Genomic DNA, 23,521 nt, shown 5'->3' on the forward strand with positions numbered 1-23,521 from the left:
GGATTTATCGCACCCGTTGGCGCAGGAAGGCCAGCACAGCCTGATCCGCTTTGCCGGATGGTTGTTGCCCTGCCTTGATTTGCATGTCGCTGATGGCGTCGATGGTTTTGGGGCCGATGATGCCGTCCGGCTCTCCGATGTCATAACCGGCTTTGATCAGCAGTTCCTGAACCTCTAGTTTTTCGGGCAAACGCAATGCGCCGGGGCCGCGGGGCCAGTCACGCACGAATTCACCGCCGCCGTTGATTTTATCGGCAAGGTGCCCAACCGCCATCGCATAGGAATTGGCGTTGTTATAGCGTTTGATCACGAAGAAGTTTTTAAACACTGCAAAGGCGGGGCCGTCCGCGCCAGCGGGCAACAGGATCGCCGCACTGCCGTAGTTGGGGATTTTCCCGCCTGACATGGTGCGCACGCCCAGGTCTGCCCAGCGGGCAGGGGTTGCTTTCACTTTAAGCGAGGCGTTGCCGTAGTTGAAATTCTTGGGAAGCTGCACTTCGATCGCCCAAGGCTGGCCTTTGACCCAGCCGTTGCGCTTTAGATAGTTGGCGGTAGAAGCCAGCGCATCTGACGGATCGCGGCTGTCCCAGACGTTGCGTTTGCCGTCGCCGGTAAAGTCCACCGCCAGCGCGTCAAAGCTGGTGGGAATGAACTGGGTGTGCCCCATGGCGCCCGCCCAACTGCCCAGCATACGATCTGGCGTGATGTCGCCTTTCTGGATGATTTTCAGAGCAGTCAAAAGCTGGCTTTCACCAAATTTACGGCGGCGGCCTTCATAGGCAAGTGTGGACAGTGCTTCAATAATATTGATGTCGCCCATGTTTTCACCGTAAGAGCTTTCAAGCCCCCAGATGGCAACAACGACTGACCATTCCACACCATATTTGTTTTCAATTTGACGCAGCTTGGATTTGTGCTTGCGCACCATTGCCTTGCCGTTTTTTACCCGCTTTGGGGAGGTGGCTGTGTCCAGATAATCCCAAATTTCCCGTGAAAACTCGGCCTGTTTACGGTCCGATGCGATAACTCTTTGGTTCAGTCTGACGCCGCGAAAGGCGCGGTCGTAGGTTTGGGATGAAATACCATTGGCTAAGGCGCGGGCCTTAAAGCTTTTGACCCATTGCTGGAAACCGGATTCGGTTTGTGCCATTAAAATGTCTTGTGTTTGTTGGGGCGCTTGGCTGGTTTCGGAAACCACTGCCGCGCTAAGGGCTATGTTGGGTAGAAATGCCAATAAGGCACATATTTTTAGTCCACGCTTTAGCATGCGATGCTCCTGCTCTGATCGCCTATTTTTTCCGTAAGCATAGCGGGAAAAGGCGTTTCACAAAAGGGGGTATTATGGGGCGCAGTCTGGCGAGCGGGCGGTCGCCTCTTCTTCTTGCAGGCGGGCCAAAGCATCGCGCAACAGGCTGGTGCGATGGGGGCGGAAAGATTGGTCTGTGATGCGTAAATCGCTGATCCGGTCCACCCGAAAGGCGCGAAAATCCTGACGAAGCTGGCATTTAGCCAACAGCATCAGGGTTTGATCCATAAAGATGATCGACAGGGGCCAGAGGGTGCGTTCGGTGCGCGCGCCTTTGGCGTCGCCGTAGTGGATGTGAATCGCCTGTTCGGCGCGGGCGGCCTGACGGATCAGGGCCACATCCACGGTGATTTCGGGGCGGGTGTGAAAGCGTTTGGCGCTCAGCACTGCGTTTTGCATCTGGCGCGACAGGCGGTTGGGCAGGCTGGCGGCCAGTTTGGCCAGCGCATTGCGGGCGGCATTGGCCAGCACAGGATCGCCGACCTCGATCACCTCGCGCAGGCCCAGCACCAGCGCCTCGGTTTCATCGACGTTGAATAACATGGGCGGCATGGCGGTGTCTTCGACCAGCGTATAGCCAAATCCCGCCGCCCCGTCGATAATCGCCCCCGCGCGGCGCAGGCTTTCCACATCGCGGTAGATCGTGCGCAGCGACACGCCCAGTTCAGCCGAAAGCTGCGCTGCCTGAACGGGCGCGGGCAACAGCCGCAGCAGTTGCATCAGTTGAAGAATACGTTCCGATTTTGCCATAATGGCAGAATAGTACAGACTGCTGACAAAAAGTGACAGTAGTGTTGTGATCTACTGACGAAAAAGGAAGACGCAATGACACCAGAGCTGCCAGCGCCCGTAAAAGCCGTCTATGACGCGATGCCTGTGTCGCAAAAATCACTGCTGCTCAAGGTGCGGGGGCTGATTTTTGACTGTGCGGAGTCTGTCGGCGCTGGTCCGGTTGAGGAGACTCTGCGTTGGGGCCAGCCGAGTTATATCGCGCCCAAAGGCAGTAGCTTGCGGCTTGGGCTGGCGAAAACGGGGCAGGCCGCCCTGTTTGCCCATTGCCAGAGCAGTCTGATCAGCACTTTTGCGCAGCGGTTTCCCGATGATTTTGTGATTGAGGGAAACCGTGCGGTTTATCTGGATAAACTGGGGGTGCAGGAACAGGAAAAGCTGCGGTTCCTGATCCTGCACGGGTTGCAATACAAACTGATGCGCTAGACGCGGCTGCGCAGCTTATCCATCAGTTTTTGCACCGCTTTTTGATACCGCTCATCCGTTAGAAGCCCTGTCTCGTCAAAAACCGTCGAGGCCATGGCGACCGCAACCGCGGGGCCTTGCAGCACATGGGGCTGGAACGGGGTCAGGCATTGGCGCAGGGAATTCTGTGTCATCACACCCCCCGTGCGCCCGCCGGTTGCAGACATAATCGCCACAGGGGTGTCATTCATTGGCATCGGTTTGGCGCGGCTGACCCAATCCAAAGCGTTTTTCAGAACGCCGGACAGGTTGCCGTTATATTCGGGAGTGGCGATAATGATCGCGTCGGCGGCTTGCATCTGATCATGAAGGGTTTGCACGGCAGCGGGGATGCCGTCAGAAGTTTCCAGATCGCCATCATACAGCGGAAAACGGATGTCGGCATAGGTCACATCGGCAGAGCCAAAGGCTGCTACGGCGGTTTTCAGCAGCATGGTGTTAAAAGAACCGGCCCGCAAAGAGCCGGAGATTGCGAGAAGTTTTGGGTCAGACATAGTAAATCCTTGGAACGTTTCGACGGGCATAAGTTGAATTCAGGCGAAATCCAAGCCTTGCGTGTGGATGCCTTGTAAAATCGGCCTTGGTAAGGGTCTGTTTGCAATTTTGCCTTATTACAACAATTAGGGGGATTTTAGACGCGCAACTGGCTGAAACATTGTAGCTTTCTGTGCCTGTGCTTATGATGCCGCAAAACAAGAGGCAGTGGTTCTACAAAGGGACAGTATCGTGGCAGGGAAAGACTATCAAATCGCGGCCTTGTGGATGGAAGGCAGCCTGAGCTTTCTGGAACAATTGTGCCTGAAATCCTTTGTGGATGCAGGGCATCGGGTGAAGCTGTATCACTATGGCCCGTTGAAAAATGTACCGGACGGGATGGAACTGGCTGATGCGGCGGATGTTTTGCCGCGCACTGATTTTCTGGCCCATGCCCGCACCGGATCGCCTGCGCTGCATTCCGATCTGTTCCGATACAAGATGTTAGAGCAGAATCCCGATACAATCTGGGCCGATACTGACGCTTATTGCATGAAGAAATTCGAAACGCCGAACGGGCATTTTTATGGCTGGGAATCGGATAAACACATCAATGGCGGTGTTTTGGGTCTGCCATCGGACAGTGATACCCTGCGGGAATTGCTGGAGTTTACCTCGGACGAATTCGCCATCCCCACATGGTACGGCGATGAATACACCCGCGAATTGCAAGAGGCCCGTGACGCTGGCAACCCTGTGCACGCCTCGGAACAGCCTTGGGGGGTCTGGGGGCCTCATGCTGTCACCCATTTCCTGCATAAAACCGGAGAGGCAAAATATGCCCTGCCCCAGGAGGGGCTCTATCCTTTCACCTATCGTGACCGCCGCATGATGTTGAAGCGCAATTTTGACACCACGCCTTATGTGACTGAAAACACCTATTCCATTCACCTTTACGGGCGGCGTATGCGGGCACGGCTTGTGGAAAAAGAAGGTGGGGAACCCCATCCCAAAAGCCTGCTCGGCCAGTTGATCAAGAAACACGATATCGACCCCGCCAAAGCGCCTTTGCCCATGTCCAAAGCGCAAAAAGCCGAAGCCGACGACACGCCGAAGCCCAAAGCCGCGCAACAGCCAAAACAACCGCCTGCGGATAAGCCGAAGCCTGCCGCCAAACCGAAAGCCGCCCCGAAAGTGGCCCCGTTGGATGCCAGTGCCCGTGCGGGGATCGGGCAGGTTAATCTGACAGATATCGCCAATAAATACGCTACGGACAAAGGCTCGGTGAAGCACCGCTATACCGAACTATACCAGATGCTGTTTCTGCCCTTGCGCGGGCGCAAGTTGAACCTGCTGGAAATGGGGTTGCTGAACAGCGGCCCGGAACATGAAATTGCAGCGCAGCGGATCACCAATGACGCGCCCTCGGTGAATATGTGGCTGGAGTATTTCCCCAAAGCGCAGGTTTTCGGGTTGGATATTTCGGATTTCAGCTGGCTGGAAGACCCGCGTTTCACCTATGTGAACTGCGATATGGACACCCGCGAAGCGATCGGCGTGGCCACGGCTGACCTGCCGAAAATGGATATTATTGTGGATGATGCCAGCCACGCGTCGCATCACCAGCAGAATGCGTTTCTGGAACTGTTCCCCAAACTGGCCTCGGGCGGGTTTTACACCATTGAAAACCTGCGGTGGCAGCCCAAACATATGGAAAAGGGCGGGATCACCAAAACGGCTGCGCTGTTTTACGGGTATCAGCGGGACGGGGCTTTTGCCCATTCCGACCCTGCCATCACCCAACAGTTGAACGATATGCGGGATCAGATTTCTGGGTGTTTCATCTATCAGGTGGGTTTTGACAAATCCCGTAAAGATCAGCTTTTGGTCGTGCAGAAACGGTGAATCCGATGTCTGACGAGATGGAAAGAAAGGTCGAGCACGGGGTTATTCCCGACTGGTATCGTGATATTTATCCTGACGGGGAACGGGACGGTTTTTACGAAAAAATGGGCGGTCATTCCCTGTGTTATGTTGAACGCAGCCTGACGCAACTGGTGATAACATTCGATAATCTGGCCGAGGCGGGACACGAGGGATATGACCGCGAGGCTTGGGCGTCGAGCTTTTGTAATTACAACAACTGGTCCCATCTTGGGGTGTTTGCGCAAGGACCAAGCTGGTTTCGCGATGCCTGCCTGATTACCCGCCTTGAAAAGCTGCGTGATGACGGGTTTTTTGAACAATTTGATCATGTTACCCTGTCTGGTGCGTCGATGGGTGGCTTTGCAGCCCTTGTGTTCAGCGCGCTTGTTCCGGGCGCCAATGTGATTGCGTTCAGCCCGCAATCCACCTTGATAACGGATCGGGTGCCGTGGGAGCAGCGCTTTGCCAAAGGACGGGAATTTGACTGGTCCTTGCCTTATAGCGACGGGGCGGAATGCATCAAAACCGCCGCCAAAGTCTATGTGGTTTACGACCCATATGAACCCCAAGACACCGCCCACGCGGATCGTTTGACGGGGGACAATGTGATCCCGTTGCGGGCCATCGGTTTTGGCCACCGGTCGGCCTTGTTTCTGCGGCGGCTTGATGTTTTGAAGCCCGTGATGGGGGAAGGTATCATCGGGATGCTGGATCCGGCGCGCTTTGCCGAGATGATCCGAAATCGTGGGTCGGTTTATTTGTATAAGCAGCAGATGGAAAACTACATGCGGCGGCGCGGACGGGATGTTTGGGTGCCAAAACTGCAACGGGCATTTCGCAACCGCCGTAAACGGCTGGAATCGGGGCGGGCGCAATGACCGGAATTCTGGGTGTCACCTGCCTGCGCAATGAAGGCCCCTATGTGGTGGATTGGATCGCACATCATCTGGCCTGTGGCTTTGATCACATGCTGGTGCTGACCCATGATTGTGATGACGGCAGTGCAGAACTGTTGCAAGCGCTGGCCGCTGACGGACGCATCACCCATCTGCCGTTTGATTATACTGCGGAAAAATCCGTGCAATGGCAGGCGTTGAATATAGCGAAAACCCATCCTCTGGTGAAAGCTGCGGATTGGGTGCTGTTCTTTGATTGTGATGAATACCTGAACCTGCCAGCACCTTTCGCCGATCTGCCAGCTTTGATCCAGACCATGCCGGATGCGGCGGCGATTGCCTTTCCGTGGCGGTTGTTCGGGGCTGCGGGGCAGGATGCGTACGACATGGCCCCTGTTCCCGAACGGTTTGTTCAGGCGGCTCCTGTGGATATTCACTATCCTTTGGCAAACCTGTTCAAAACACTGTTCCGCCCGCAGGCATTTCGCCAGTTGGGGGTGCATCGTCCCCGCAATAAAAAGGACGCGGCACCGCGGTGGTTTGTGTCTAACGGGCAGGAATTGTCGCGGGGTATGGCCGCGAATGACAAAGCGATCTCGCTGTACGGACAGTTGGATCTGGCGCGGCCTCTGGCCTATTTGAACCATTATTCTGTCCGATCCGCGCAGGAATTCATGCTGAAAGCCAAACGCGGCCTGCCCAATCATATGGACCGTGCGATTGATTTGTCTTACTGGGCCGAGCGGAATTTCAATACTGTGACAGATCGCAGTATCGCGCGGATGGCACCCGCCACTGACGCCCTGCGCGCGCAATTGCTTGATCTGCCAGAGGTGGACACCCTGCATTGGGGCAGTTGCATGGAACATCAACGCCGCATTGCCGTAATGATGGAAGACATCGACAATATCCGCCTGATCTGGCGTTTGGGGTTGCTGGCGGGCAGCACACCGCCGCCGCAAGATCGGGCGCGGCAGTATATTCACCAACAAATAAAAGCGATGAATGACAATGGGTAAGCCAGCTGGAAATGCGTTGCTTCACCGCAGCCTTGGGGTGGTTTCGGCAGAAGGGATCGTCTTGCTGGATGCGGTGTCGCAACTGCGCGATGGCAAACGTATCGTGCACCTGTTTTTTCGCAATGACGCAGATACTTTGCGGGTGTTTCCGGGCGCAGACATGCAGGTTCTGGAAACCCGTAGCATTGGCGGTGCGATGTGGTGGACCTGTGCGTCTGATACGCTGACGGGTCCGCTGAAAATGGTTTTCGCAGATACCCCCGTCGAAATTGATCCGAGCAACGCCGAGTTGGACCTGTTTGCGGGAAAAAACTGTTTTGTGGCCGTGCGCAATGGTGAAACGGCACAGACGGTTCTGGAATGGATCACATATCACGTGACGCACCACGATCTTCAGGGTGTTGTCATTCTGGATCGCGCCAAACCTGACAGCGACAAGGGGTTCTTACGCAAGCTGCGCGACGGTGTAGCGCAGTTGGAACAGCCCTGTACCGTGCTGCTGCTGGATGGGGATACGCCTCTTGGCAATCCGAAACAGCCCGCCGAAACCCACCCCTATTGCGCGCCCGATGCCCCCGGCAAAGACCGCATGGAAATTCCAGAACCAGACCCTTGGGCCGCGCCTTTGTTGCAGGTGTTGGTTTATGAACAGATCCGCAACCGGTTTCTGGCGCAGGCCCGCGCGGTGGCGAATATTGACGTCTATGATCTGATGATCGAACAAAAGGCTGGCACGCTGTTTGATGCGGCGGTTGCGTCTGCGTCTGGCTGCATTCCTTTGGCGGGGCGGCATGTGTACCCTTGGCGCACCCGCAAGAATGCCCCAGCCACTTTCGGCGATCATATCTGCGTGCAATTTGACGCCCGCAAGATGAAGCAACGTTGGTGTATCGCCCCTGACAAAGCATCAGATGCGGCGATCTGGCGGCTGATCCGTGTGGGGAATGTGGGCATGGATATCAAAACCGCCCGCCCGTTTTACCGCTATATGTCCCTGCGCCATCCCACGCCCTCGGTCGCGAAAATCGTTCCGAAATCGAGCCTTGTGGAATATGACCCGCTGATTGATCTGGCGAAAAAACGGTTTGGTGCAAAACCCGTGCGGATGCCGGAAATCAAACCCGACACAGACACAGGGCGCGGGCGGGCGGCGATTGTCACCTGTATGAAAAACGAGGGACCGTTTATTCTGGAATGGCTGGCCTATCACCGCGCCATCGGGTTTGACGACTTTCTGGTCTATACAAACGATTGCACCGATGGGACCGACACCATGTTGGACCTGCTGCAAAAGCGTGGGTTGGTGCAGCATCGGGACAATCCGTTCAAAAAGTCGGGGCTGAAGCCCCAGCATGCCGCGCTGCAAGCCGCCGAAAGCGAAGCGGTTATGAAAAAGGCCCGCTGGCTGGTCTGTATGGATGTGGATGAATTCATTAACATAAAATGCGGTGACGGCACATTGGATGCGCTGTTTAGCGCCGTGCCTGACGCCAATATGATCGCAATGACGTGGCGGTTGTTTGGCAACGGCGATGTGGATGAATACCGAGACGAGCTGATCACCGAGCGGTTTGACCGCTGCGCCCCTGAATTCGCCAATAAACCCCATCAGGCTTGGGGGTTTAAGACCCTGTATCAAAACATCGGCCTGTTCAAAAAGATGGGTGTGCATCGCCCCAAGGGGCTTAATCCGCAACTATGGGAGCAGATTAACTGGGTGAATGGCTCGGGGGTGCGGCTGCCCAAGGATATTTACCGCAACGCCTGGCGCTCGACCACAGAAACCTATGGTTATGATCTGGTGTCGTTGAACCATTATGCGGTGCGCAGTGCCGAAAGTTTTCTGGTCAAACGGGATCGTGGGCGGGTGAACCATGTGGATCGGGATCAGGGGCTTGCCTATTGGTTTCGGATGAACAACAACGCAGAGCAGGAAACCTCGATCCAGCGGATGTTGCCGAAACTGCGCGCTGAATTTGACCGGCTGATGGCAGATCCCGAACTTGCCGCGATCCATAATGAAGCGGTGAAACGCCATCGTGCCAAAATCGACGCATTGCGCGAAACGGAAAAATACACCACCTTTTATGGAGAATTGACCGGCCCAAGGTTGCAAAAACTCTCGCGGCTGCACGGGCATTTCGGCGCCAATGTGTTTTTGAACGGACCGGATTGTGTTCCGGAAGACGTGATCGCAAAAGACCCCGAGGAAGAGTTCTTTTTCACCATTGAACGGGGCGAAACCAACCACTAGGTTCGGCCACGCATCTGGCTACAAAAACAGACATAGGAATACCAATTGGAACTCCGTATCTTATTTGGCGCGCATCAAACTGCACAAGAACAGCTGCGCGCGCATCTGGAACAGAACCGCGATCTGCTGGCTGAAGAGGGTATTATTATGCCGCCCGCAGAAACTGCCGAGGTGGCAATGAACCAAGGCATCAGGGCACTGCGCAATGGCAATGCTGATGAAAAAACGGCTGAAACCCTGCTGGCGCAGCTTAGCGAGGGCCAAGAGTGCAAGCATATTCTGGTGATCCGGCCTGCCATCAGCGGCTCGTGGGTGCGCCCGACGAAAGAGGGCATTTTTTATCCGCGTGGCAGTTCGACAACGGCACAATTGGCCCGTTTGGTTGGGGTGGAAAATGTGAAGCTGTACTTCGCCACCCGCAATCCCGCCAGCTTCCTGCCTGCCTGTTACAACCTGATCCTGCAAAGCAAACCCGAGCAGACGTTTCAGGACTATGCCCATCAATCCGAACCCACCGATCTGCGCTGGTCGGAATACCTGCACCGCGTTCAGGGCAAAGAAAGCGAACTGCCCGTAACGGTCTGGTCCTATGAGGATTTCCCCTACATCTGGCGCAGTGTCGCGCAGGCTTTTTCAGGGATTTCCAACAAAGAGGATCTGGTCGCCGCCGATGACCAAGCCCATCCCGAAATGTCCCTGAAAGGGGCTTTGTTGATGCATGCCTATCTGGAAAATCACCCGACAGGTGACGAAGCACTGCTGCGCAAACTCGCGCAAAAGTTCGAACAGAAATTCCCCGAAAAGGCTGGCGAACACGTTGCAGATGTCTGGCCGGCAGAGGTCGTAACCGCATTGTCAGAGGCGTACGACGATGACAATTATTACATCGACCGGATGGAAAACATCCGCACCATCCGCCGTCAGTTTTATGCTTAAGCTGCCTTAATACTCGACGCCGATCTGGGCTTTGATGCCGGATCGGAAGGGGTGTTTGATCAGTTCCATTTCGGTCACCAGATCAGCCAGTTCGATCAGTTCTTCCTTGGCATTGCGCCCCGTCAGAACCACATGGGTCATCTCTGGTTTTTCGGTGCTCAGAAATTCTACAACCTCGTTCACGTCGATATAATCATAGCGCAGCGCAATGTTGATCTCATCCAGTAAGACCATGTGATTGCTCTCGTCGCGGATCAGTTCTTTGGCCTTTTCCCAAGCCGCCTGCGCCATTTCAGTGTCGCGGGTTTTATCTTGGGTCTCCCATGTGAACCCCTCACCCATGGTGTGAAACGAACACGTGTCGGTGAATTTCGACAGGATCAAATCCCGCTCGCCCGTGCTCATGCCACCTTTGATGAATTGCACCACACCACATTTCATATCATGGGCGATACAGCGAAAAATCATTCCGAAGGCCGCCGAGGATTTACCCTTGCCCTTGCCCGTATGCACAATCACCAAACCCTTTTTCTCGGTCTTGGTGGCCATGATTTTATCCCGCGCGACCTTCTTTTTGGCCATTTTCATTGCGTGGCGTTCGGTATCTTCACTCATCACATATCCTTCTCGCTCGTCGCCCACATTAAGGCAAAGCCCCCGCGCGTCCAGCTTCTTCTTTCCCAAAATATCCCCGCCGGAGGCCCGCTTTGCCCTGCAAAGCGACAGGCCTGACCCTAGCGGGTTGGAACCGGCACATCACCGCGGTAATCATAGAACCCGCGCTTGGTCTTGCGACCCAGCCAGCCCGCTTCCACATATTTGGTCAGTAGCGGGCAGGGGCGGTATTTGGTGTCAGCCAGCCCGTCGTGCAGCACATTCATAATCGCCAGACAAGTGTCCAGGCCGATGAAATCCGCCAGTTCCAGCGGCCCCATCGGGTGATTCGCACCCAGTTTCAAAGATGTATCAATGGATTCCACCCCGCCGACACCTTCATACAGCGTGTAAATCGCCTCGTTGATCATCGGCATCAAAATCCGGTTCACGATAAATGCGGGGAAGTCTTCGGCGGTGCTGCTGGTCTTGCCAATTTTGGCAACCACGTCTTCAACCGCACGGAACGTGTCTTCGTCTGTTGCGATCCCACGGATCAATTCCACCAACTGCATAAGTGGCACAGGGTTCATAAAGTGCAAGCCCATGAACTGTTCAGGGCGATCGGTGCGCGAAGCCAGTCGCGTGATCGAAATCGACGATGTGTTCGAGGTCAGGATGGTATTTTTGCGCAAATGGGGCAACAGATCTTCGAAAATAGCCTGTTTGATCGGCTCCCGTTCGGTTGCGGCTTCGATCACCAGATCCACATCGCCACATTCCTGCAAGGTGGTGACAGGGGACAGGTTTTTAAGCGCGCGGGCTTTGTCGTCTTCGGTGATCAAGGACCGCCCGATAGCACGATCCAGATTTTTGGTGATGGTGGCGATGCCTGCATCCAGGGCTTCACGCGAAATATCGTAGAGGCGCACCTCATAACCGGCGATTGCAAAAACATGCGCGATGCCGTTGCCCATCTGTCCGGCGCCGATGACGCTGACTGTTTTGATTTCCAAGATGCTTCCTCCATGCTGCTGTGCAGCAATTTACACATTGCGAGGAAAGCTTCAAGGGAATGTCACCCGAAGCCAGGGCCGCCTTCCAGATCGTGATGGGCGATCAAGCGACTGTCGGCCACGGCGGCCTGACGGTGAAACACAATCGCTTGGTAAGCCGGGTCTGTGACCATTTCCAGAAAGGCGTTAAGCGTGGGGTAGCGAGCGATAAAAGCGATGTGCCAGTCTTCGTTTTCGGGGCCGATGACCATGGCCTGCGGGCTGCCGCGCCAGATGATTTCACCACCAACACGGGCGAAAATCGGGCCGCTTTCCGCGCTATAAGATTGATAGGCTTCGGCCCCGGTGGCGCTGCGTCCGTCGGCATAGCTGGCAGCATCTTTCAGTTTTACCAGATTGAGCATGTTAACCGGTTGGTCCCGTGGCAGGGATTTAAAGGCGTCGAATTGGGCGCGGGTCGGGTCGATATTGCTGTGGGCGGTCATGGCGGGCCTTTCGGGTTCGGATTTGCCCCAGCCTATCGCGGGATTGCGCTCCGTCAAACAGCGCAAGCGGGAACGTCACGTTACCAACGCTTTGGATCAACCGTTTCAGGTCGCGAGACATTGACCGGTGCGATCCAATCAAGCCGATCCAGCGTTTCATCGTCCAAACCAAAGGCGCGAAACAGCGCGGTGCCCATTCGCCCCGTAGCCCGATCCTGTTCAAAACTGTGATAAAGGATGTTTTCCGCCCCGACGGAGGCATTCATACGGTTCACAAGATTGGTCCAGTTGTCGGGCAACTGGTGGCGCGCTTTGAATTTTTTAGGGGCGAAGCTGCGCTTATCCTTTAGGAATTTATAGGCGTGAACAGAATGCAGCCAGTCATTATAGCTGCGCAAATAAAAGAAAAACTGCACCGCGATTCCTTGGGCGGCAAAGGCGTTGTAGATGCGGGGCAGTGTTTGGTCGATATAGGGATAAAGCCCGGCAATCCCGTGTCGGCTGGGCAGTGGGCCAAGCAGGTCTTCGTCGCTGAACAGGGTGTTGTCTGCGTCCAGATTGCGGGCCAGTTCGCTGGCAATATCAAACATCAACGGCAGGTGGTCCGCCTGTTGATCGGGACGCAATAGCCCCAAACTTGCACGGTGCAACGCGCCAAACAGCGGGGCGGATTTCAGCACAGGGCGATGGCTTTCGGGAAACCGCGCCCGGTTCACCCGCATCATCCGCTGAATATAGGTGGATCCGGTTTTATGGGGGCCTATGTGAAAAACTACCCGTTTCACGGTCTTAGAGTCCTTGGCTGTCCTGAAACGCAAAAAGCCCGCCACAGAGGCGGGCCTTTCAATTGATTTCGCACAGATTAAAGCGCGTCTGTCAGGGCAGGAACTGCCTCGAACAGGTCGGCAACCAAGCCGTAATCAGCAACTTGGAAGATCGGAGCTTCCTCGTCTTTGTTGATCGCCACGATGACTTTGGAATCTTTCATCCCGGCCAAGTGTTGGATCGCGCCTGAAATACCGCAAGCGATATAAAGGTCTGGTGCAACAACTTTACCAGTCTGACCAACCTGCCAGTCGTTCGGCGCATAGCCTGAATCCACTGCTGCACGGGACGCGCCAACGGCAGCACCCAGTTTGTCAGCAAGGGCTTCGATGATGGCAAAGCTTTCCTCGGACCCGACACCACGACCACCAGATACAACGATCTTGGCAGAGGTCAGTTCGGGACGATCCGATTCTTGAACCTTGTCTTCAACCCATGAAGACAGGTCATTGCCAGCGGCGGCTGCGATGGTTTCAACTGCGGCAGAACCGCCGTCGCCTGCTGCTTCAAAACCGGCGGTGCGGAAGGTGATAACCTTCTTTTCATCGCTGGATTTAACGGTCTGGATCGCGTTACCTGCATAGATCGGACGTTCGAATGTATCCCCATCCACAACACCAGTCACATCAGAAATCACCATAGCATCCAACAGCGCGGCAACGCGGGGCAGGATGTTTTTGGCGTCCGTTGTGGCGGGCGCTACAATGTGGCTGTAATCGCCAGCAAGGGAAACGATCAGGTCAGCAGTGGCTTCGGCCAGACGATGACCGTAGATCGCATCTTCGGCGCAAAGCACTTTGGACACGCCAGCGATTTTACCAGCCTCGGCAGCAGCATCGGCGCAAGTAGCACCGCAGGCCAGAACCGTTACATCACCAAGGGCAGTTGCCGCAGAAACAGCCTTGGCTGTTTGGTCTACAGACAATTCACCGTCGTTGATTTCGGCAAGAAGAAGTACAGCCATCAGAGAACCCCCGCTTCGTCTTTGAGTTTCGCAATCAGTTCGGCCACATCAGCAACTTTAACACCGGCTGCGCGTGCAGCAGGTTCCGCCGTGCTGACAACGGTCAAACGCGGTGTCACATCAACGCCGTAATCCGCTGCGGTCTTTTCATCCATCGGCTTTTTCTTGGCCTTCATGATGTTTGGCAGGGACGCATAACGCGGCTCGTTCAAACGCAGGTCAACGGTTACAATCGCAGGCATCTTCACTTTGATGGTCTGCAAACCGCCGTCCACTTCGCGGGTCACTGTGGCTGTGTCGCCATCAATGTCCAACTCGGAGGCGAAAGTACCCTGTGCCCAACCTGTCAGCGCAGCCAGCATCTGGCCTGTCGCGTTCATGTCGTTGTCGATGGCTTGTTTACCCGCCAGAACCAGCCCGGGCTGTTCTTCGTCGATCACGGCTTTCAGGATTTTGGCAACCGCCAAAGGTTCGATGTCTGTGTGAACGTCATCCGCTGCAACTACCAGAATGGCGCGGTCTGCACCCATGGCCAATGCTGTGCGCAGGGTTTCTTGGGATTGTTTCACACCGATAGAAACCGCAATGATTTCTTCAGCTTTTCCAGCTTCTTTCAGGCGGATCGCTTCTTCTACTGCGATTTCGTCGAAAGGGTTCATGGACATTTTGACATTCGCCAGATCAACACCGCTGCCGTCCGCTTTAACACGAACTTTCACGTTATAGTCGATCACGCGTTTGACAGGCACCAGTACCTTCATATGCGTTTCTCCTGTTTGTATTGCCTCGGGATTGAAGCAGGATTTAGAATCGTCAGGAACGGATTTACGAAAAACCCGCCCCAAGTGATAGAGATAAATCGACGCGGTAGGGAGGTATTACGCCAAGTTATTATAGGTAAAACCTCTGACTGGGGGGGTAAACCTGCCAATTTCGGCCTTTAAAAGCCCTTGGCCCCATTTCCATTTTCCAAAAATATCCCCGCGCGGAGCGCTGGAAACCCTTAGCGATTGGCCCCCGGAACCCACAAAATATCATCCGCCCCATTGCCGTTTGCAACGCGACCCGCCACAAAAAACCAGTCCGACAGGCGGTTCAGATATTTCACCGCCGCGGGATTAACGCTTTCTACGGTGGACAGGTCCACGGCCAGACGTTCTGCGCGGCGCGAAACGGTGCGGCACAGATGCAAATGCGCGGCCAAAGCCGATCCACCGGGCAGGATAAAGCTGCGCAGCGGTGACAGTTCGGCGTTCATTGCGTCGATTTCGGCTTCCAGCCGGTCCACCTGCGCATCGTTCACCCGCAGGGGTGGGTATTCCGCTGTGGCATCTTTTTCCATTTCGGGGCGGCACAGGTCCGCGCCCAGATCAAACAGATCGTTCTGGATGCGCGACAGCGCCGTTGCCAGATCGCCTGTGGCGTGCAGGCGCGCCAGCCCGACTGTGGCATTGGTTTCATCCACCGTGCCATAGGCATTCACGCGCGGCGCATGTTTTGGCACCCGCACGCCGTTGCCAAGGGCGGTATCGCCACTATCGCCTGTGCGGGTGTAAATCTTGTTCAGAACAACCATGTCAGTTCCCCAATCCGCGTAAAGTGACGAACAGCAGGATCAGCGCAATGGCGATGGCCTGTGCAATAATCCGGTAGCGCATCAGTTTATTGGCGTATTTCCGATTGAATTCCCCGCCCGAGGTAAAGGCCCCAAGCCCGACCATCAGCACGACAAAAACGCCCAGAATGGCGAAAACCATGATGTAATATAAAGCTGTCATACGCGGATGCCTCCCTCTTTGCCTAACACATAATAGGATCGGGCCAAAGGGCCACTTAATTTCTGTTACATGCGGCCAAATACCCCGTCCATGGCGCGGGTGGGCAGCAGACGGCGTAGGGTCGCAGATAGATATGTAGGCCATGTCACAAAGTAGCGCGGCTTGGGGTTCGGGCTTTCCAGCGCATGGATCAGTTTGGCGGTGACGGCCTCTGGGCCTAATTCCCCCGGATCAGGTCTTGTGCCGACTTTTTTCAGTTTATTCAGCAGTACGGCTTCATAGTGGTCGCGTAACATGCTGTTTTCCCAATCGACCCAGCGTTCAAACTGTTTAATCGCATTTTTGCGGAAATCGGTTTTGATCGGGCCGGGCTCGATCAGAATGGCGTGGATATTGGTGTCGCGCAGTTCCAGCCGCAGGGTGTCTGTCATGCCTTCCAGCGCAAATTTGGTGGCATTATAAGCCCCGCGATAGCGCATGGCGGTCAGGCCCAGAACCGATGAACAATTCACAATCCGACCGTGGCCTTGTTGGCGCAGGATCGGCATCGCTTGGCGGATCAGATCGAAGGGGCCAAAGAAATTGGCCTCGAATATACAGCGCAGGGCATCACGGCTTAGATCTTCGACAGGGCCGGGAATGGCAAAAGCACCATTGTTGAAAATCGCATCCAGCGTGCCGCCGGTTGCAGCAAGACAGCTTTGCAGGGCAGCGGAAATTGTGGCCTCGTCTTCGTAATCAAGTCGAAAGCTGGTCAGACCTTCACCCGTCAAACGATCACAATCTGCTTGCTTGCGGCAGGTGGCAAACACCTGCCAGCCCCGTTTGTGTAAGGCATGAGCGGCATCATAGCCGATGCCTGACGAGCAGCCGGTGATCAGGATGGATTTGGCGGGTATTTGGGTGGGCTTTTGGGCCGGCATATTGGCTGCTTTCAGGCGGGGAAATTGCTGTGCCTGCATAGCCGAGCCCCCCGCGCGGGTCCAGCGCTGCAAAGAAAACGCCTTGGTTGAAAGCCTTTTCTTTGGTGTAGCGGGTTGAAACGACTCGGTTTTCCCCCAACAATGGGGGGCCTAACGATTTTTAGGGCTGCGTTTTCTAGGGGGAAAATGTGACACGGATTTTTAATATTACTTTGCTGCTGTGTTTGGCCGCAGTTTTTTATGTGCAGAATATCACGCAGAAACCGACAGTGCAGCCGGTTCCCATAGTGCAATCTGCGGTTCAAGCGGACGGGGTGGTTGCAGCGAAACCGTCTGAACCTGCACAGGCCACCGCTGCACAGCGGGACATCGAACAATCGGGCGTCGAACAATCGGGCGTCAAACAGTCCGACACGGTAACAGGGGGCACCGCACAGTTTGAAACTAGGCAGATAATCCCTGACCCTGACCCTGATCCTGAGCAGAAAGTTCTGGTTGTGATGTCCCCCAAACCAGAGCCCGCAGCCACGGCTGAACCCCCTGTGGGCGTATCCTCTACTCTTGAAGATCAAGAAAACGCCGCACTTTTGGACACTGCCGAAATTCAGGCGCGTTTTGCGGCGGCGGCAGTCGCCGAGAGATCACAACTGGATTTTGAAGAAACACCGATCGACACTTCCGCTGTTAACCCGGCACCGCTGGCACAGGCAGCGCCCAAACGTTGGCGGGTTACGGGGCGGCTGGTGAATGCGCGGGCTGCACCCAGTACAGAGTCGGCCATTCTGGATAAACTTGTGCGCGGAACAATTGTCGAGGATACGGGCGAGGTTGATGGCTTGTGGTCCCGCGTGATCGTGCAAGACAGCGGAACTGCGGTCTGGATGCACCGCAATTTCCTTGAGGATCAATCCTGATCGCCCCCTACGCGCCCGAATCCCCCTTTCTAATAAAGTGAGTCAAGATGAACTGTGTTCTGGACGCGGATTCTGTTGCCCTATATCACAACCGCTATGTCTGATACTTTTGATGATCCCGATCTGAACGAAAGCGGTGCTGGCACCTCTGTTGAAACCCTGCGCCGTGCGATTGGCGACAGGTATTTAACCTATGCGCTGTCCACGATTATGCACCGTGCCTTGCCCGATGCCCGCGACGGGCTGAAACCGGTTCACCGCCGGATTCTGTATGCAATGAGCAGGCTGAAGTTGGCGTCCAACGGCAAGTATCTGAAATCGGCCAAGATCAGCGGCGACACGATGGGGGATTTCCACCCCCACGGGGATGCGGCGATCTATGACGCGATGGCGCGTCTGGCGCAGGATTTCAACGTTCGCTATCCGATGGTGGACGGTCAGGGCAACTTTGGCAACATCGACGGGGATAACCCTGCGGCGGCGCGGTATACAGAGGCTCGTATGACCGCCGTGGCCGAGGCTATGCTGGAAGGCATGGACGAAAACGCGGTGGATTTCCGCGATAACTATGATGGCCGCTTGACCGAGCCATCGGTCCTGCCCGCATCCTTTCCTAACCTTTTGGCGAACGGGTCAACAGGGATTGCGGTGGGCATGGCGACGAACATTCCGCCCCATAACATCGAAGAATTATGCTCGGCGGCGATCCGTCTGGTGAAAGTGCCCGGCACCTCAGACGAAAAGCTGTTGGATTATGTGCCGGGTCCTGATTTCCCCACAGGCGGTATTCTGGTAGAGCCGCGCGAAAATATTGCGCAGGCCTATGCCACGGGGCGCGGGGCGTTTCGGGTGCGTGCGCGCTGGGAAAAAGAGGAATTGCCCCGTGGGTTGTGGCAGATTGTTGTCACCGAAATTCCCTATCAAGTGGCCAAGTCCAAGCTGATCGAAAAGATCGCCGAACTGATCAACGCCAAGAAAATTCCGATCCTTGCGGATGTGCGCGACGAAAGTGCCGAAGACATCCGTCTGGTGTTGGAGCCTCGGTCCAAAACCGTCGATCCGAATATGTTGATGGAAACCCTGTTCCGCCAGTCCGATCTGGAAACGCGGTTTTCGATGAATATGAACGTGCTGATTGACGGGCGCACGCCAAAGGTATGCAGTCTGAAAGAAGTATTGCGCGCCTTTATCGACCACCGCCGCGATGTTTTGCTGCGTCGGTCGCAGTTCCGTTTGGACAAGATCGAAAAGCGTCTGGAAGTGTTGGAAGGCTTTATCATCGCTTTCCTCAATCTGGACCGCGTGATCGACATTATCCGCTATGATGATGATCCAAAGATCGCGTTGCTGCTGGAAGACTGGTCAAAGGATCACCCGAAAGCGCGGGACGAAGCGGACTACCAGCCGCCGTCAAATGTGATCGGTCCTGATGCCGAACAGCTGACCGATGCCCAATCCGAAGCTATTTTGAACATGCGTCTGCGCAGCTTGCGCCGCTTGGAAGAAATGGAATTGCGCAAAGAGCGGGATGACTTGCTGGCCGAACTGGACGGGCTGGAAAAACTGATCGACTCTGAAGAGCTGCAATGGCAGCGCGTTATCGAAGAGTTGAAAGAGACCCGCGCGAAATTTGGTAAGAAATCCGCAGGGGGCCAACGGCGTACCTTGCTGGAAGACGCGCCTGATTTTGAAGAAGTCCCCTTGGAGGCCATGATCGAGCGCGAGCCGATCACCGTGGTCTGTTCTGCGATGGGTTGGATCAGGGCCATGAAAGGCCATATTGACCTGACCCAAGAGCTGAAATTCAAAGACGGCGACACGGGGCGGTTCCTGTTTCATGCGGAAACCACCGATCGGTTGTTGTTGCTGGGGTCGAACGGGCGGTTTTACACGCTTGGCTGTAACGGATTGCCCGGCGGGCGGGGCATGGGGGAACCTGTGCGCCTGATGGTTGAACTGCCTAATGAGGCGGAAATGGTGACCATGTTCCTGCATAAACCGGGTCGTAAACTGCTGGTGGCCAGCACCGCTGGTGACGGATTTGTTGTGGCCGAGGATGAAGTGATCGCCCAGACCCGCACAGGCCGTCAGGTTCTGAATGTGCGCGACGGGGTTCGGGCGCTGGTCTGCAAACCCGTTGACGGTGATCATGTGGCCTGCGTCGGGGACAACCGCAAAGTGCTGGTCTTCCCGATTGCCGAACTGCCCGAGCTGGGACGCGGCAAAGGGGTTCGGTTGCAGAAATACAAAGACGGTGGCCTGTGTGATGCAACCACCTTTACGCTGGCAGAGGGGCTGAGCTGGCTTGATCCTGCGGGGCGCACCCGTACAGAAACCGCGCTGGAAGAATGGATCGGTAAACGGGCCAGTGCAGGGCGCATGGCACCGCGCGGCTTTCCGCGGGACAATAAGTTCAATGGATGATTCTGCGGGTAACTCTGCGGGACTTTGGTAAATGTGCGGGTGACGGCTGGCTGTCACCCAAAAGCCAGCGCGTGGCTGTGATCCGATCCCGCGCCGCATTCCCACTTTGCAGCACGCCAAACAGCATGCAATATTCACCCCAATGAAATGAATTTGAAAGACAGACATGAGCAGTGCCGCGTCCAACGATCCCTATTCCCGTCTGACTGCGCCTGACAGTGATGGCACGCCCCCTACTGATCCGCCGATGGACATCGAATACCGTGGCACCCAAGGGCCGCTGTTTAAACTGGGGTTGAAAACCGCCTTGCTGACGCTTGTGACCCTTGGGATTTATCGGTTCTGGGCCAAAACACGGGTGCGTAAATATTTCTGGTCGGCCACGGCACCGGGCGGTGATCCATTAGAATATACTGGCAACGGGTTGGAAAAACTGCTGGGTTTTTTGATCGCCGTGGCTTTTCTGGCGATCTACCTTGGCCTGTTTCAACTGGTTTTGATCTTTGCGGGATTATCGCTGTTTTCTGGGTCTGAAAACGGGCAGGATACCGCGTTACAAATTGCCGCCAGTCAGGTGACGTTGGTGGCTGTGGTGCCGTTTATATTCTACGCTCAATACCGTGCGCGGCGTTATATTCTGTCACGCACCCGTTGGCGGGGCGTGCGGTTCGGAGTGGAACCTGCGGCCTGGGGCTATGTCTGGCGGGCGATGGGGCATTGGTTGCTAACCGTGCTGTCTTTGGGCCTGTTACTGCCGCGCCAGACCTTTTGGCTGGAAAAATACAAGATCGACCGTACATGGTACGGCACGGCCCGCTTTACCCAGAATGGCCGCTGGCAAGACCTGTATCCCGCGATGAAACACTATTTTATCGCAGCGGCCTTGATCCTTGTGCCAAGCCTTGTGGCGGCCATGACCGAACAACTGATCTGGCTGGTGTTCCTGTTCCTTGGGGCGATCTGGCTCTATTATGCCTTTGCTTATTATTCGGTTGTGTCGTTCCGCATTCTGGGCGGCGCAAAACAATTGGGCGGGAAGGTGTTTTTCACCACCGAACCTCGTGCTGCCAAAGTGTTCTGGACCTATATCTTGGGCGGTTTGCTGGCCTCTACCTGTGCGGGTCTGGTGTTTTCGGCCTTTTTCATCATTGCCAGTAATCTTCTTGGCACCAGTCAAATGCTGGCGATTGAGGATATGGCCGAATTTAAAGGCTTCGATCAATTGGGCGTGGCCGAGTTCATCGGCTTTTTCATGATTTTCATGGGTTATATCCTGATGTTGGTGCTGTACGGAGTGTTTGGCATGATCTTTATCAAACAACCCGTGCTGGAGCATTACGTGCAGGAAACCCGCATTGTGAACCCTGCTGCCTTGGATGAAATCGAACAACGTTCGCGCGATGAAATGGTTGAGGCCGAAGGCTTTGCCGATGCGCTGGACGTGGGCGCCGCCATTTAAAGGGCAGCCATTAAAAAGGATGATGCTGTGGACATAAGCGCACCCGTATCGGGCAAATATTTCGACGGCAATTCTGCGCGCCAACACGGGGTGCAGGTGTATAAAGACACCCGCCACGGCACTGCGGTTTTGGTGATCCAGCCCGACACAGGGGCCGAGGTGATCTGGCCCATCGCAGAGCTGCGCGAGGTAACCGAACAGGCGCGGGATGAAGGCATTGTATTACGCCTTGGCCAAGACGGGATCGCGCGCTTGATCGTGCCCCACGGCGCGGCAGAAGATACTATCCGTGCTATCGCGCCTGATCTGGGGCAGGTCAGGGTGTCGCGCTCCAAGATCAGGCAGTTGGTGCTGTGGGTCGGGGGGGCTGTGGCCTCGGTTGTGTTGATTATGGTGGTGATCCTGCCAGCATTGGCCAACCAGCTTGCCACGATGATTCCGGTGGAAAGGGAACAGGCTTTGGGACGCACGGCGCTGGGCCAGATCAGCAGTTTTCTGGGCGGCGATCTGGCTGAAATGACCTGCTCGAACCCTGCGGGCCTAAAGGCGCTGGAAAAAATGACGGAACGGATGGTGGGCGATACGGCGATCCCTTATGATCTGAAGGTTAACGTTTTTAACCATAAAATGATCAATGCGTTTGCGGTTCCCGGCGGGCAGGTGGTGCTGTTCAAAGGGCTGATTGATGCCGCCCGCACCCCCGAAGAAGTGGCGGGCGTTCTGGGTCATGAAGTGGGCCATGTGGTGCACCGTGACCCGACGCGCCTGATGCTGCGCTCTGCGGGATCGGTGGGGATTTTGGGGATGGTGTTTGGTGATTTTGCAGGCGGCGCACTGGCGCTGGTGCTGACCGAGCAGCTAATTTCTGCGAAATATTCCCAAGAGGCCGAAGCCGATGCGGATGTGTTTGCCCATGATCTGTTGGCAACGACCGGTCTGCCCGCCAATTCTTTCGCGCAGTTTTTCGTTACATTGCGGGAAAAACACGGGGATTCCGAAGGGTTTATGTCTCATCTGGCCAGCCACCCCAATCTGCAAGGCCGCGCCGAGGCAGCGCGTGCGGCAGATGTGATCGGGGAGGGGCCTTATACGCCTGTGCTGAATGCCGCCGAATGGGCTGATCTACGCAAAATCTGCGACTAAGGCGCTGCGGATTTCAAATGACGCAGCAGGGTTTGCACCTTGCTGTTGCGGCTTTGGTGGTGTCCCGTGATGGCAAAATACGCAGCGGGCAATGGCATGTTGCGGGGATCAAGTGCCACAAGTTTTCCCTGTGCCAAGGCCTGATGCGCAAGTGCTACCTGACCCAGAACTATCCCAGCGCCTTGTTCGGCCAAGGTTAAGGCCATACCTGTGCTGGTGGCGATCCAGTTTGGCGGGGTTGCGGGTGGCGCGGTTTGCGTCAGGGTGTACCAGTCGCTCCATCTTGGGGCGCTGGTAAAATTGCGGCCCCAGTCAATTTCGATCCGTGCCGCATTGGTCAGATTGGCGGCGATCTGGGGCGCTGCCATGGGTTGGACGGCATCGGTGAACAGTGCGGTTTTGATGTGGTCGGGGTATTGCCTGCCGCCATAGCTGATGTGGATGTCCACGCCCGCGCGTTCCAGATCGACGGGGTCGTCGGTGGACAGAACCTTGATCGGAAAGCCCGCGTTGATTGTTGCCAGCGCAGGGATTAACCAACGTTCGGCCAAAGATGGCACGGCGCTGACCACAAGGGCGCGGGTCGCCGTGGCGTTTTGTACGGATTGAGTGAAGGCGGCGATTTCAGCAAGGGATTGAGCCGCGTTGCGGTATAAATCCTCGCCCGCGTCGGTCAGTCTGATCTGGTTGTTGCGGCGAAAGAACAAGGCGCGGCCCAGCCAGTTTTCCAAGCTACGCACCTGTAGGCTGACCGCTGCCGATGTCACGCCGAGTTCATCCCCTGCTGCGACGAAGCTGCCCTTTCGCGCAGCGGTTTCAAATACACGCAAGGCGTTTAGCGGGGGCAGTTTCACGGCAGGCTCCGAAAGAAAATCTTGTGCAGCGTAAAACTTTTCCATCTGGAAAGGCAATGGCTTCGGGCGCAATACTT

The 23,521-nt window shown here is 55.7% G+C and carries 23 protein-coding genes; 10 read left to right on the forward strand and 13 right to left on the reverse strand.

Features of this window, described 5'->3' with window-relative positions; all coding sequences use genetic code 11:
• Window positions 1-4: 4 nt before the first annotated feature.
• Together GGE09_RS21835 and GGE09_RS21840 are read right to left on the reverse strand one after the other, a co-directional pair.
• The gene (locus GGE09_RS21835; RefSeq protein WP_309748246.1) at window positions 5-1,150 is read right to left on the reverse strand and encodes a lytic murein transglycosylase; all 1,146 of its coding nucleotides are present in this window, start codon (window positions 1,148-1,150) and stop codon (window positions 5-7) included.
• Window positions 1,151-1,339: 189 nt separating this feature from the next.
• Entirely contained in the window at window positions 1,340-2,056 is a 717-nt protein-coding gene (locus tag GGE09_RS21840) for a YafY family protein (RefSeq protein WP_309748248.1), read from the reverse strand.
• A gap of 75 nt (window positions 2,057-2,131) precedes the next feature.
• On the opposite strand from GGE09_RS21840, the gene GGE09_RS21845 reads away from it, so the two are divergent.
• The gene (locus tag GGE09_RS21845) at window positions 2,132-2,521 is read left to right on the forward strand and encodes a DUF1801 domain-containing protein (protein ID WP_309748249.1); all 390 of its coding nucleotides are present in this window, start codon (window positions 2,132-2,134) and stop codon (window positions 2,519-2,521) included.
• Here the strand turns inward: GGE09_RS21845 and GGE09_RS21850 are convergent.
• Complete coding sequence (locus GGE09_RS21850) at window positions 2,518-3,054, reverse strand: NAD(P)H-dependent oxidoreductase (RefSeq protein WP_309748251.1); 537 nt, start codon at window positions 3,052-3,054, stop codon at window positions 2,518-2,520. The two genes, GGE09_RS21845 and GGE09_RS21850, sit on opposite strands and share 4 nt — an antisense overlap.
• Window positions 3,055-3,286: 232 nt before the next feature.
• On the opposite strand from GGE09_RS21850, the gene GGE09_RS21855 reads away from it, so the two are divergent.
• From GGE09_RS21855 to GGE09_RS21875, 5 genes are read left to right on the forward strand one after another with little or no spacing between them, the layout of a single operon-like run.
• On the forward strand, window positions 3,287-4,939 hold the full coding sequence (locus tag GGE09_RS21855) for a hypothetical protein (RefSeq protein ID WP_309748252.1): 1,653 nt from the start codon (window positions 3,287-3,289) through the stop codon (window positions 4,937-4,939).
• Window positions 4,940-4,944: 5 nt separating this feature from the next.
• The gene (locus GGE09_RS21860) at window positions 4,945-5,838 is read left to right on the forward strand and encodes a hypothetical protein (RefSeq protein ID WP_309748253.1); all 894 of its coding nucleotides are present in this window, start codon (window positions 4,945-4,947) and stop codon (window positions 5,836-5,838) included.
• Window positions 5,835-6,875 carry a glycosyltransferase family 2 protein gene (locus GGE09_RS21865; RefSeq protein WP_309748255.1) on the forward strand — a complete coding sequence of 347 codons (1,041 nt, stop codon included), beginning with the start codon at window positions 5,835-5,837 and terminating at the stop codon, window positions 6,873-6,875. The genes GGE09_RS21860 and GGE09_RS21865 overlap by 4 nt, the downstream gene beginning before the upstream one ends.
• A complete protein-coding gene (locus tag GGE09_RS21870; RefSeq protein ID WP_309748256.1) occupies window positions 6,868-9,129 on the forward strand; it encodes a glycosyltransferase family 2 protein in 2,262 nt (753 codons plus the stop codon). Before GGE09_RS21865 ends, GGE09_RS21870 begins: the two co-directional genes overlap by 8 nt.
• 45 nt (window positions 9,130-9,174) lie before the next feature.
• Window positions 9,175-10,065: a hypothetical protein gene (locus tag GGE09_RS21875; RefSeq protein ID WP_309748257.1), complete on the forward strand. Its 891-nt coding sequence runs from the start codon at window positions 9,175-9,177 to the stop codon at window positions 10,063-10,065.
• Between the two features lie 6 nt (window positions 10,066-10,071).
• Here the strand turns inward: GGE09_RS21875 and cobO are convergent, their stop codons facing one another.
• The 9 genes from cobO to GGE09_RS21920 all read right to left on the reverse strand — a co-directional run bounded on the left by cobO (window position 10,072) and on the right by GGE09_RS21920 (window position 16,626).
• A complete protein-coding gene (cobO, locus tag GGE09_RS21880; protein ID WP_309748258.1) occupies window positions 10,072-10,680 on the reverse strand; it encodes a cob(I)yrinic acid a,c-diamide adenosyltransferase in 609 nt (202 codons plus the stop codon).
• A gap of 119 nt (window positions 10,681-10,799) precedes the next feature.
• Window positions 10,800-11,636 (reverse strand): 3-hydroxybutyryl-CoA dehydrogenase, encoded by an 837-nt coding sequence (locus GGE09_RS21885; protein ID WP_405048575.1) that lies wholly within the window; start codon window positions 11,634-11,636, stop codon window positions 10,800-10,802.
• A 101-nt stretch (window positions 11,637-11,737) separates the two neighbouring features.
• A complete protein-coding gene (locus tag GGE09_RS21890; RefSeq protein WP_309748260.1) occupies window positions 11,738-12,160 on the reverse strand; it encodes a DUF1330 domain-containing protein in 423 nt (140 codons plus the stop codon).
• An 80-nt stretch (window positions 12,161-12,240) separates the two neighbouring features.
• Window positions 12,241-12,945: a hypothetical protein gene (locus GGE09_RS21895; RefSeq protein WP_309748261.1), complete on the reverse strand. Its 705-nt coding sequence runs from the start codon at window positions 12,943-12,945 to the stop codon at window positions 12,241-12,243.
• Window positions 12,946-13,022: 77 nt separating this feature from the next.
• Window positions 13,023-13,949 carry an electron transfer flavoprotein subunit alpha/FixB family protein gene (locus GGE09_RS21900; RefSeq protein ID WP_309748263.1) on the reverse strand — a complete coding sequence of 309 codons (927 nt, stop codon included), beginning with the start codon at window positions 13,947-13,949 and terminating at the stop codon, window positions 13,023-13,025.
• A complete protein-coding gene (locus tag GGE09_RS21905) occupies window positions 13,949-14,710 on the reverse strand; it encodes an electron transfer flavoprotein subunit beta/FixA family protein (protein WP_309748264.1) in 762 nt (253 codons plus the stop codon). The genes GGE09_RS21900 and GGE09_RS21905 overlap by 1 nt, the downstream gene beginning before the upstream one ends.
• 242 nt (window positions 14,711-14,952) lie before the next feature.
• Window positions 14,953-15,525, reverse strand: a complete 573-nt coding sequence (locus tag GGE09_RS21910) for a cob(I)yrinic acid a,c-diamide adenosyltransferase (RefSeq protein WP_309748265.1) — start codon at window positions 15,523-15,525, stop codon at window positions 14,953-14,955.
• A gap of 1 nt (window position 15,526) precedes the next feature.
• Window positions 15,527-15,727: a twin transmembrane helix small protein gene (locus tag GGE09_RS21915; protein ID WP_309748266.1), complete on the reverse strand. Its 201-nt coding sequence runs from the start codon at window positions 15,725-15,727 to the stop codon at window positions 15,527-15,529.
• Between the two features lie 65 nt (window positions 15,728-15,792).
• Window positions 15,793-16,626 (reverse strand): SDR family NAD(P)-dependent oxidoreductase, encoded by an 834-nt coding sequence (locus tag GGE09_RS21920; RefSeq protein WP_309748279.1) that lies wholly within the window; start codon window positions 16,624-16,626, stop codon window positions 15,793-15,795.
• A 212-nt stretch (window positions 16,627-16,838) separates the two neighbouring features.
• Here GGE09_RS21920 and GGE09_RS21925 point away from each other — a divergent pair, with 212 nt between their 5' ends.
• The 4 genes from GGE09_RS21925 to GGE09_RS21940 all read left to right on the forward strand — a co-directional run bounded on the left by GGE09_RS21925 (window position 16,839) and on the right by GGE09_RS21940 (window position 22,590).
• A complete protein-coding gene (locus GGE09_RS21925) occupies window positions 16,839-17,564 on the forward strand; it encodes an SH3 domain-containing protein (RefSeq protein WP_309748267.1) in 726 nt (241 codons plus the stop codon).
• A 96-nt stretch (window positions 17,565-17,660) separates the two neighbouring features.
• Complete coding sequence (locus GGE09_RS21930; protein ID WP_309748268.1) at window positions 17,661-19,988, forward strand: DNA topoisomerase IV subunit A; 2,328 nt, start codon at window positions 17,661-17,663, stop codon at window positions 19,986-19,988.
• A 166-nt stretch (window positions 19,989-20,154) separates the two neighbouring features.
• Window positions 20,155-21,447, forward strand: coding sequence for a DUF898 family protein (locus GGE09_RS21935; RefSeq protein WP_309748269.1), 1,293 nt, complete (start codon window positions 20,155-20,157; stop codon window positions 21,445-21,447).
• A 27-nt stretch (window positions 21,448-21,474) separates the two neighbouring features.
• Window positions 21,475-22,590 (forward strand): M48 family metallopeptidase, encoded by a 1,116-nt coding sequence (locus GGE09_RS21940; RefSeq protein ID WP_309748270.1) that lies wholly within the window; start codon window positions 21,475-21,477, stop codon window positions 22,588-22,590.
• Here GGE09_RS21940 and GGE09_RS21945 read toward each other — a convergent pair.
• Entirely contained in the window at window positions 22,587-23,444 is an 858-nt protein-coding gene (locus GGE09_RS21945; protein ID WP_309748271.1) for a LysR family transcriptional regulator, read from the reverse strand. The genes GGE09_RS21940 and GGE09_RS21945 overlap by 4 nt on opposite strands.
• Window positions 23,445-23,521: the final 77 nt, after the last annotated feature.

The sequence above is a fragment of the Roseobacter sp. N2S genome, assembly GCF_031454055.1.
GTDB lineage: Bacteria > Pseudomonadota > Alphaproteobacteria > Rhodobacterales > Rhodobacteraceae > Amylibacter.

Excerpts from the sequence above, each read along its gene's own strand:
- GGE09_RS21835 (WP_309748246.1), bottom strand. The coding sequence starts at position 1,150 with ATGGCACAAACCGAATCCGGTTTCCAGCAATGGGTCAAAAGCTTTAAG.
- GGE09_RS21840 (WP_309748248.1), bottom strand. The coding sequence starts at position 2,056 with ATGGCAAAATCGGAACGTATTCTTCAACTGATGCAACTGCTGCGGCTG.
- GGE09_RS21845 (WP_309748249.1), top strand. The coding sequence starts at position 2,132 with ATGACACCAGAGCTGCCAGCGCCCGTAAAAGCCGTCTATGACGCGATG.
- GGE09_RS21850 (WP_309748251.1), bottom strand. The coding sequence starts at position 3,054 with ATGTCTGACCCAAAACTTCTCGCAATCTCCGGCTCTTTGCGGGCCGGT.
- GGE09_RS21860 (WP_309748253.1), top strand. The coding sequence starts at position 4,945 with ATGTCTGACGAGATGGAAAGAAAGGTCGAGCACGGGGTTATTCCCGAC.
- GGE09_RS21865 (WP_309748255.1), top strand. The coding sequence starts at position 5,835 with ATGACCGGAATTCTGGGTGTCACCTGCCTGCGCAATGAAGGCCCCTAT.
- GGE09_RS21870 (WP_309748256.1), top strand. The coding sequence starts at position 6,868 with ATGGGTAAGCCAGCTGGAAATGCGTTGCTTCACCGCAGCCTTGGGGTG.
- cobO (WP_309748258.1), bottom strand. The coding sequence starts at position 10,680 with ATGAGTGAAGATACCGAACGCCACGCAATGAAAATGGCCAAAAAGAAG.
- GGE09_RS21885 (WP_405048575.1), bottom strand. The coding sequence starts at position 11,636 with ATGGGCAACGGCATCGCGCATGTTTTTGCAATCGCCGGTTATGAGGTG.
- GGE09_RS21890 (WP_309748260.1), bottom strand. The coding sequence starts at position 12,160 with ATGACCGCCCACAGCAATATCGACCCGACCCGCGCCCAATTCGACGCC.
- GGE09_RS21900 (WP_309748263.1), bottom strand. The coding sequence starts at position 13,949 with ATGGCTGTACTTCTTCTTGCCGAAATCAACGACGGTGAATTGTCTGTA.
- GGE09_RS21905 (WP_309748264.1), bottom strand. The coding sequence starts at position 14,710 with ATGAAGGTACTGGTGCCTGTCAAACGCGTGATCGACTATAACGTGAAA.
- GGE09_RS21910 (WP_309748265.1), bottom strand. The coding sequence starts at position 15,525 with ATGGTTGTTCTGAACAAGATTTACACCCGCACAGGCGATAGTGGCGAT.
- GGE09_RS21915 (WP_309748266.1), bottom strand. The coding sequence starts at position 15,727 with ATGACAGCTTTATATTACATCATGGTTTTCGCCATTCTGGGCGTTTTT.
- GGE09_RS21930 (WP_309748268.1), top strand. The coding sequence starts at position 17,661 with ATGTCTGATACTTTTGATGATCCCGATCTGAACGAAAGCGGTGCTGGC.
- GGE09_RS21935 (WP_309748269.1), top strand. The coding sequence starts at position 20,155 with ATGAGCAGTGCCGCGTCCAACGATCCCTATTCCCGTCTGACTGCGCCT.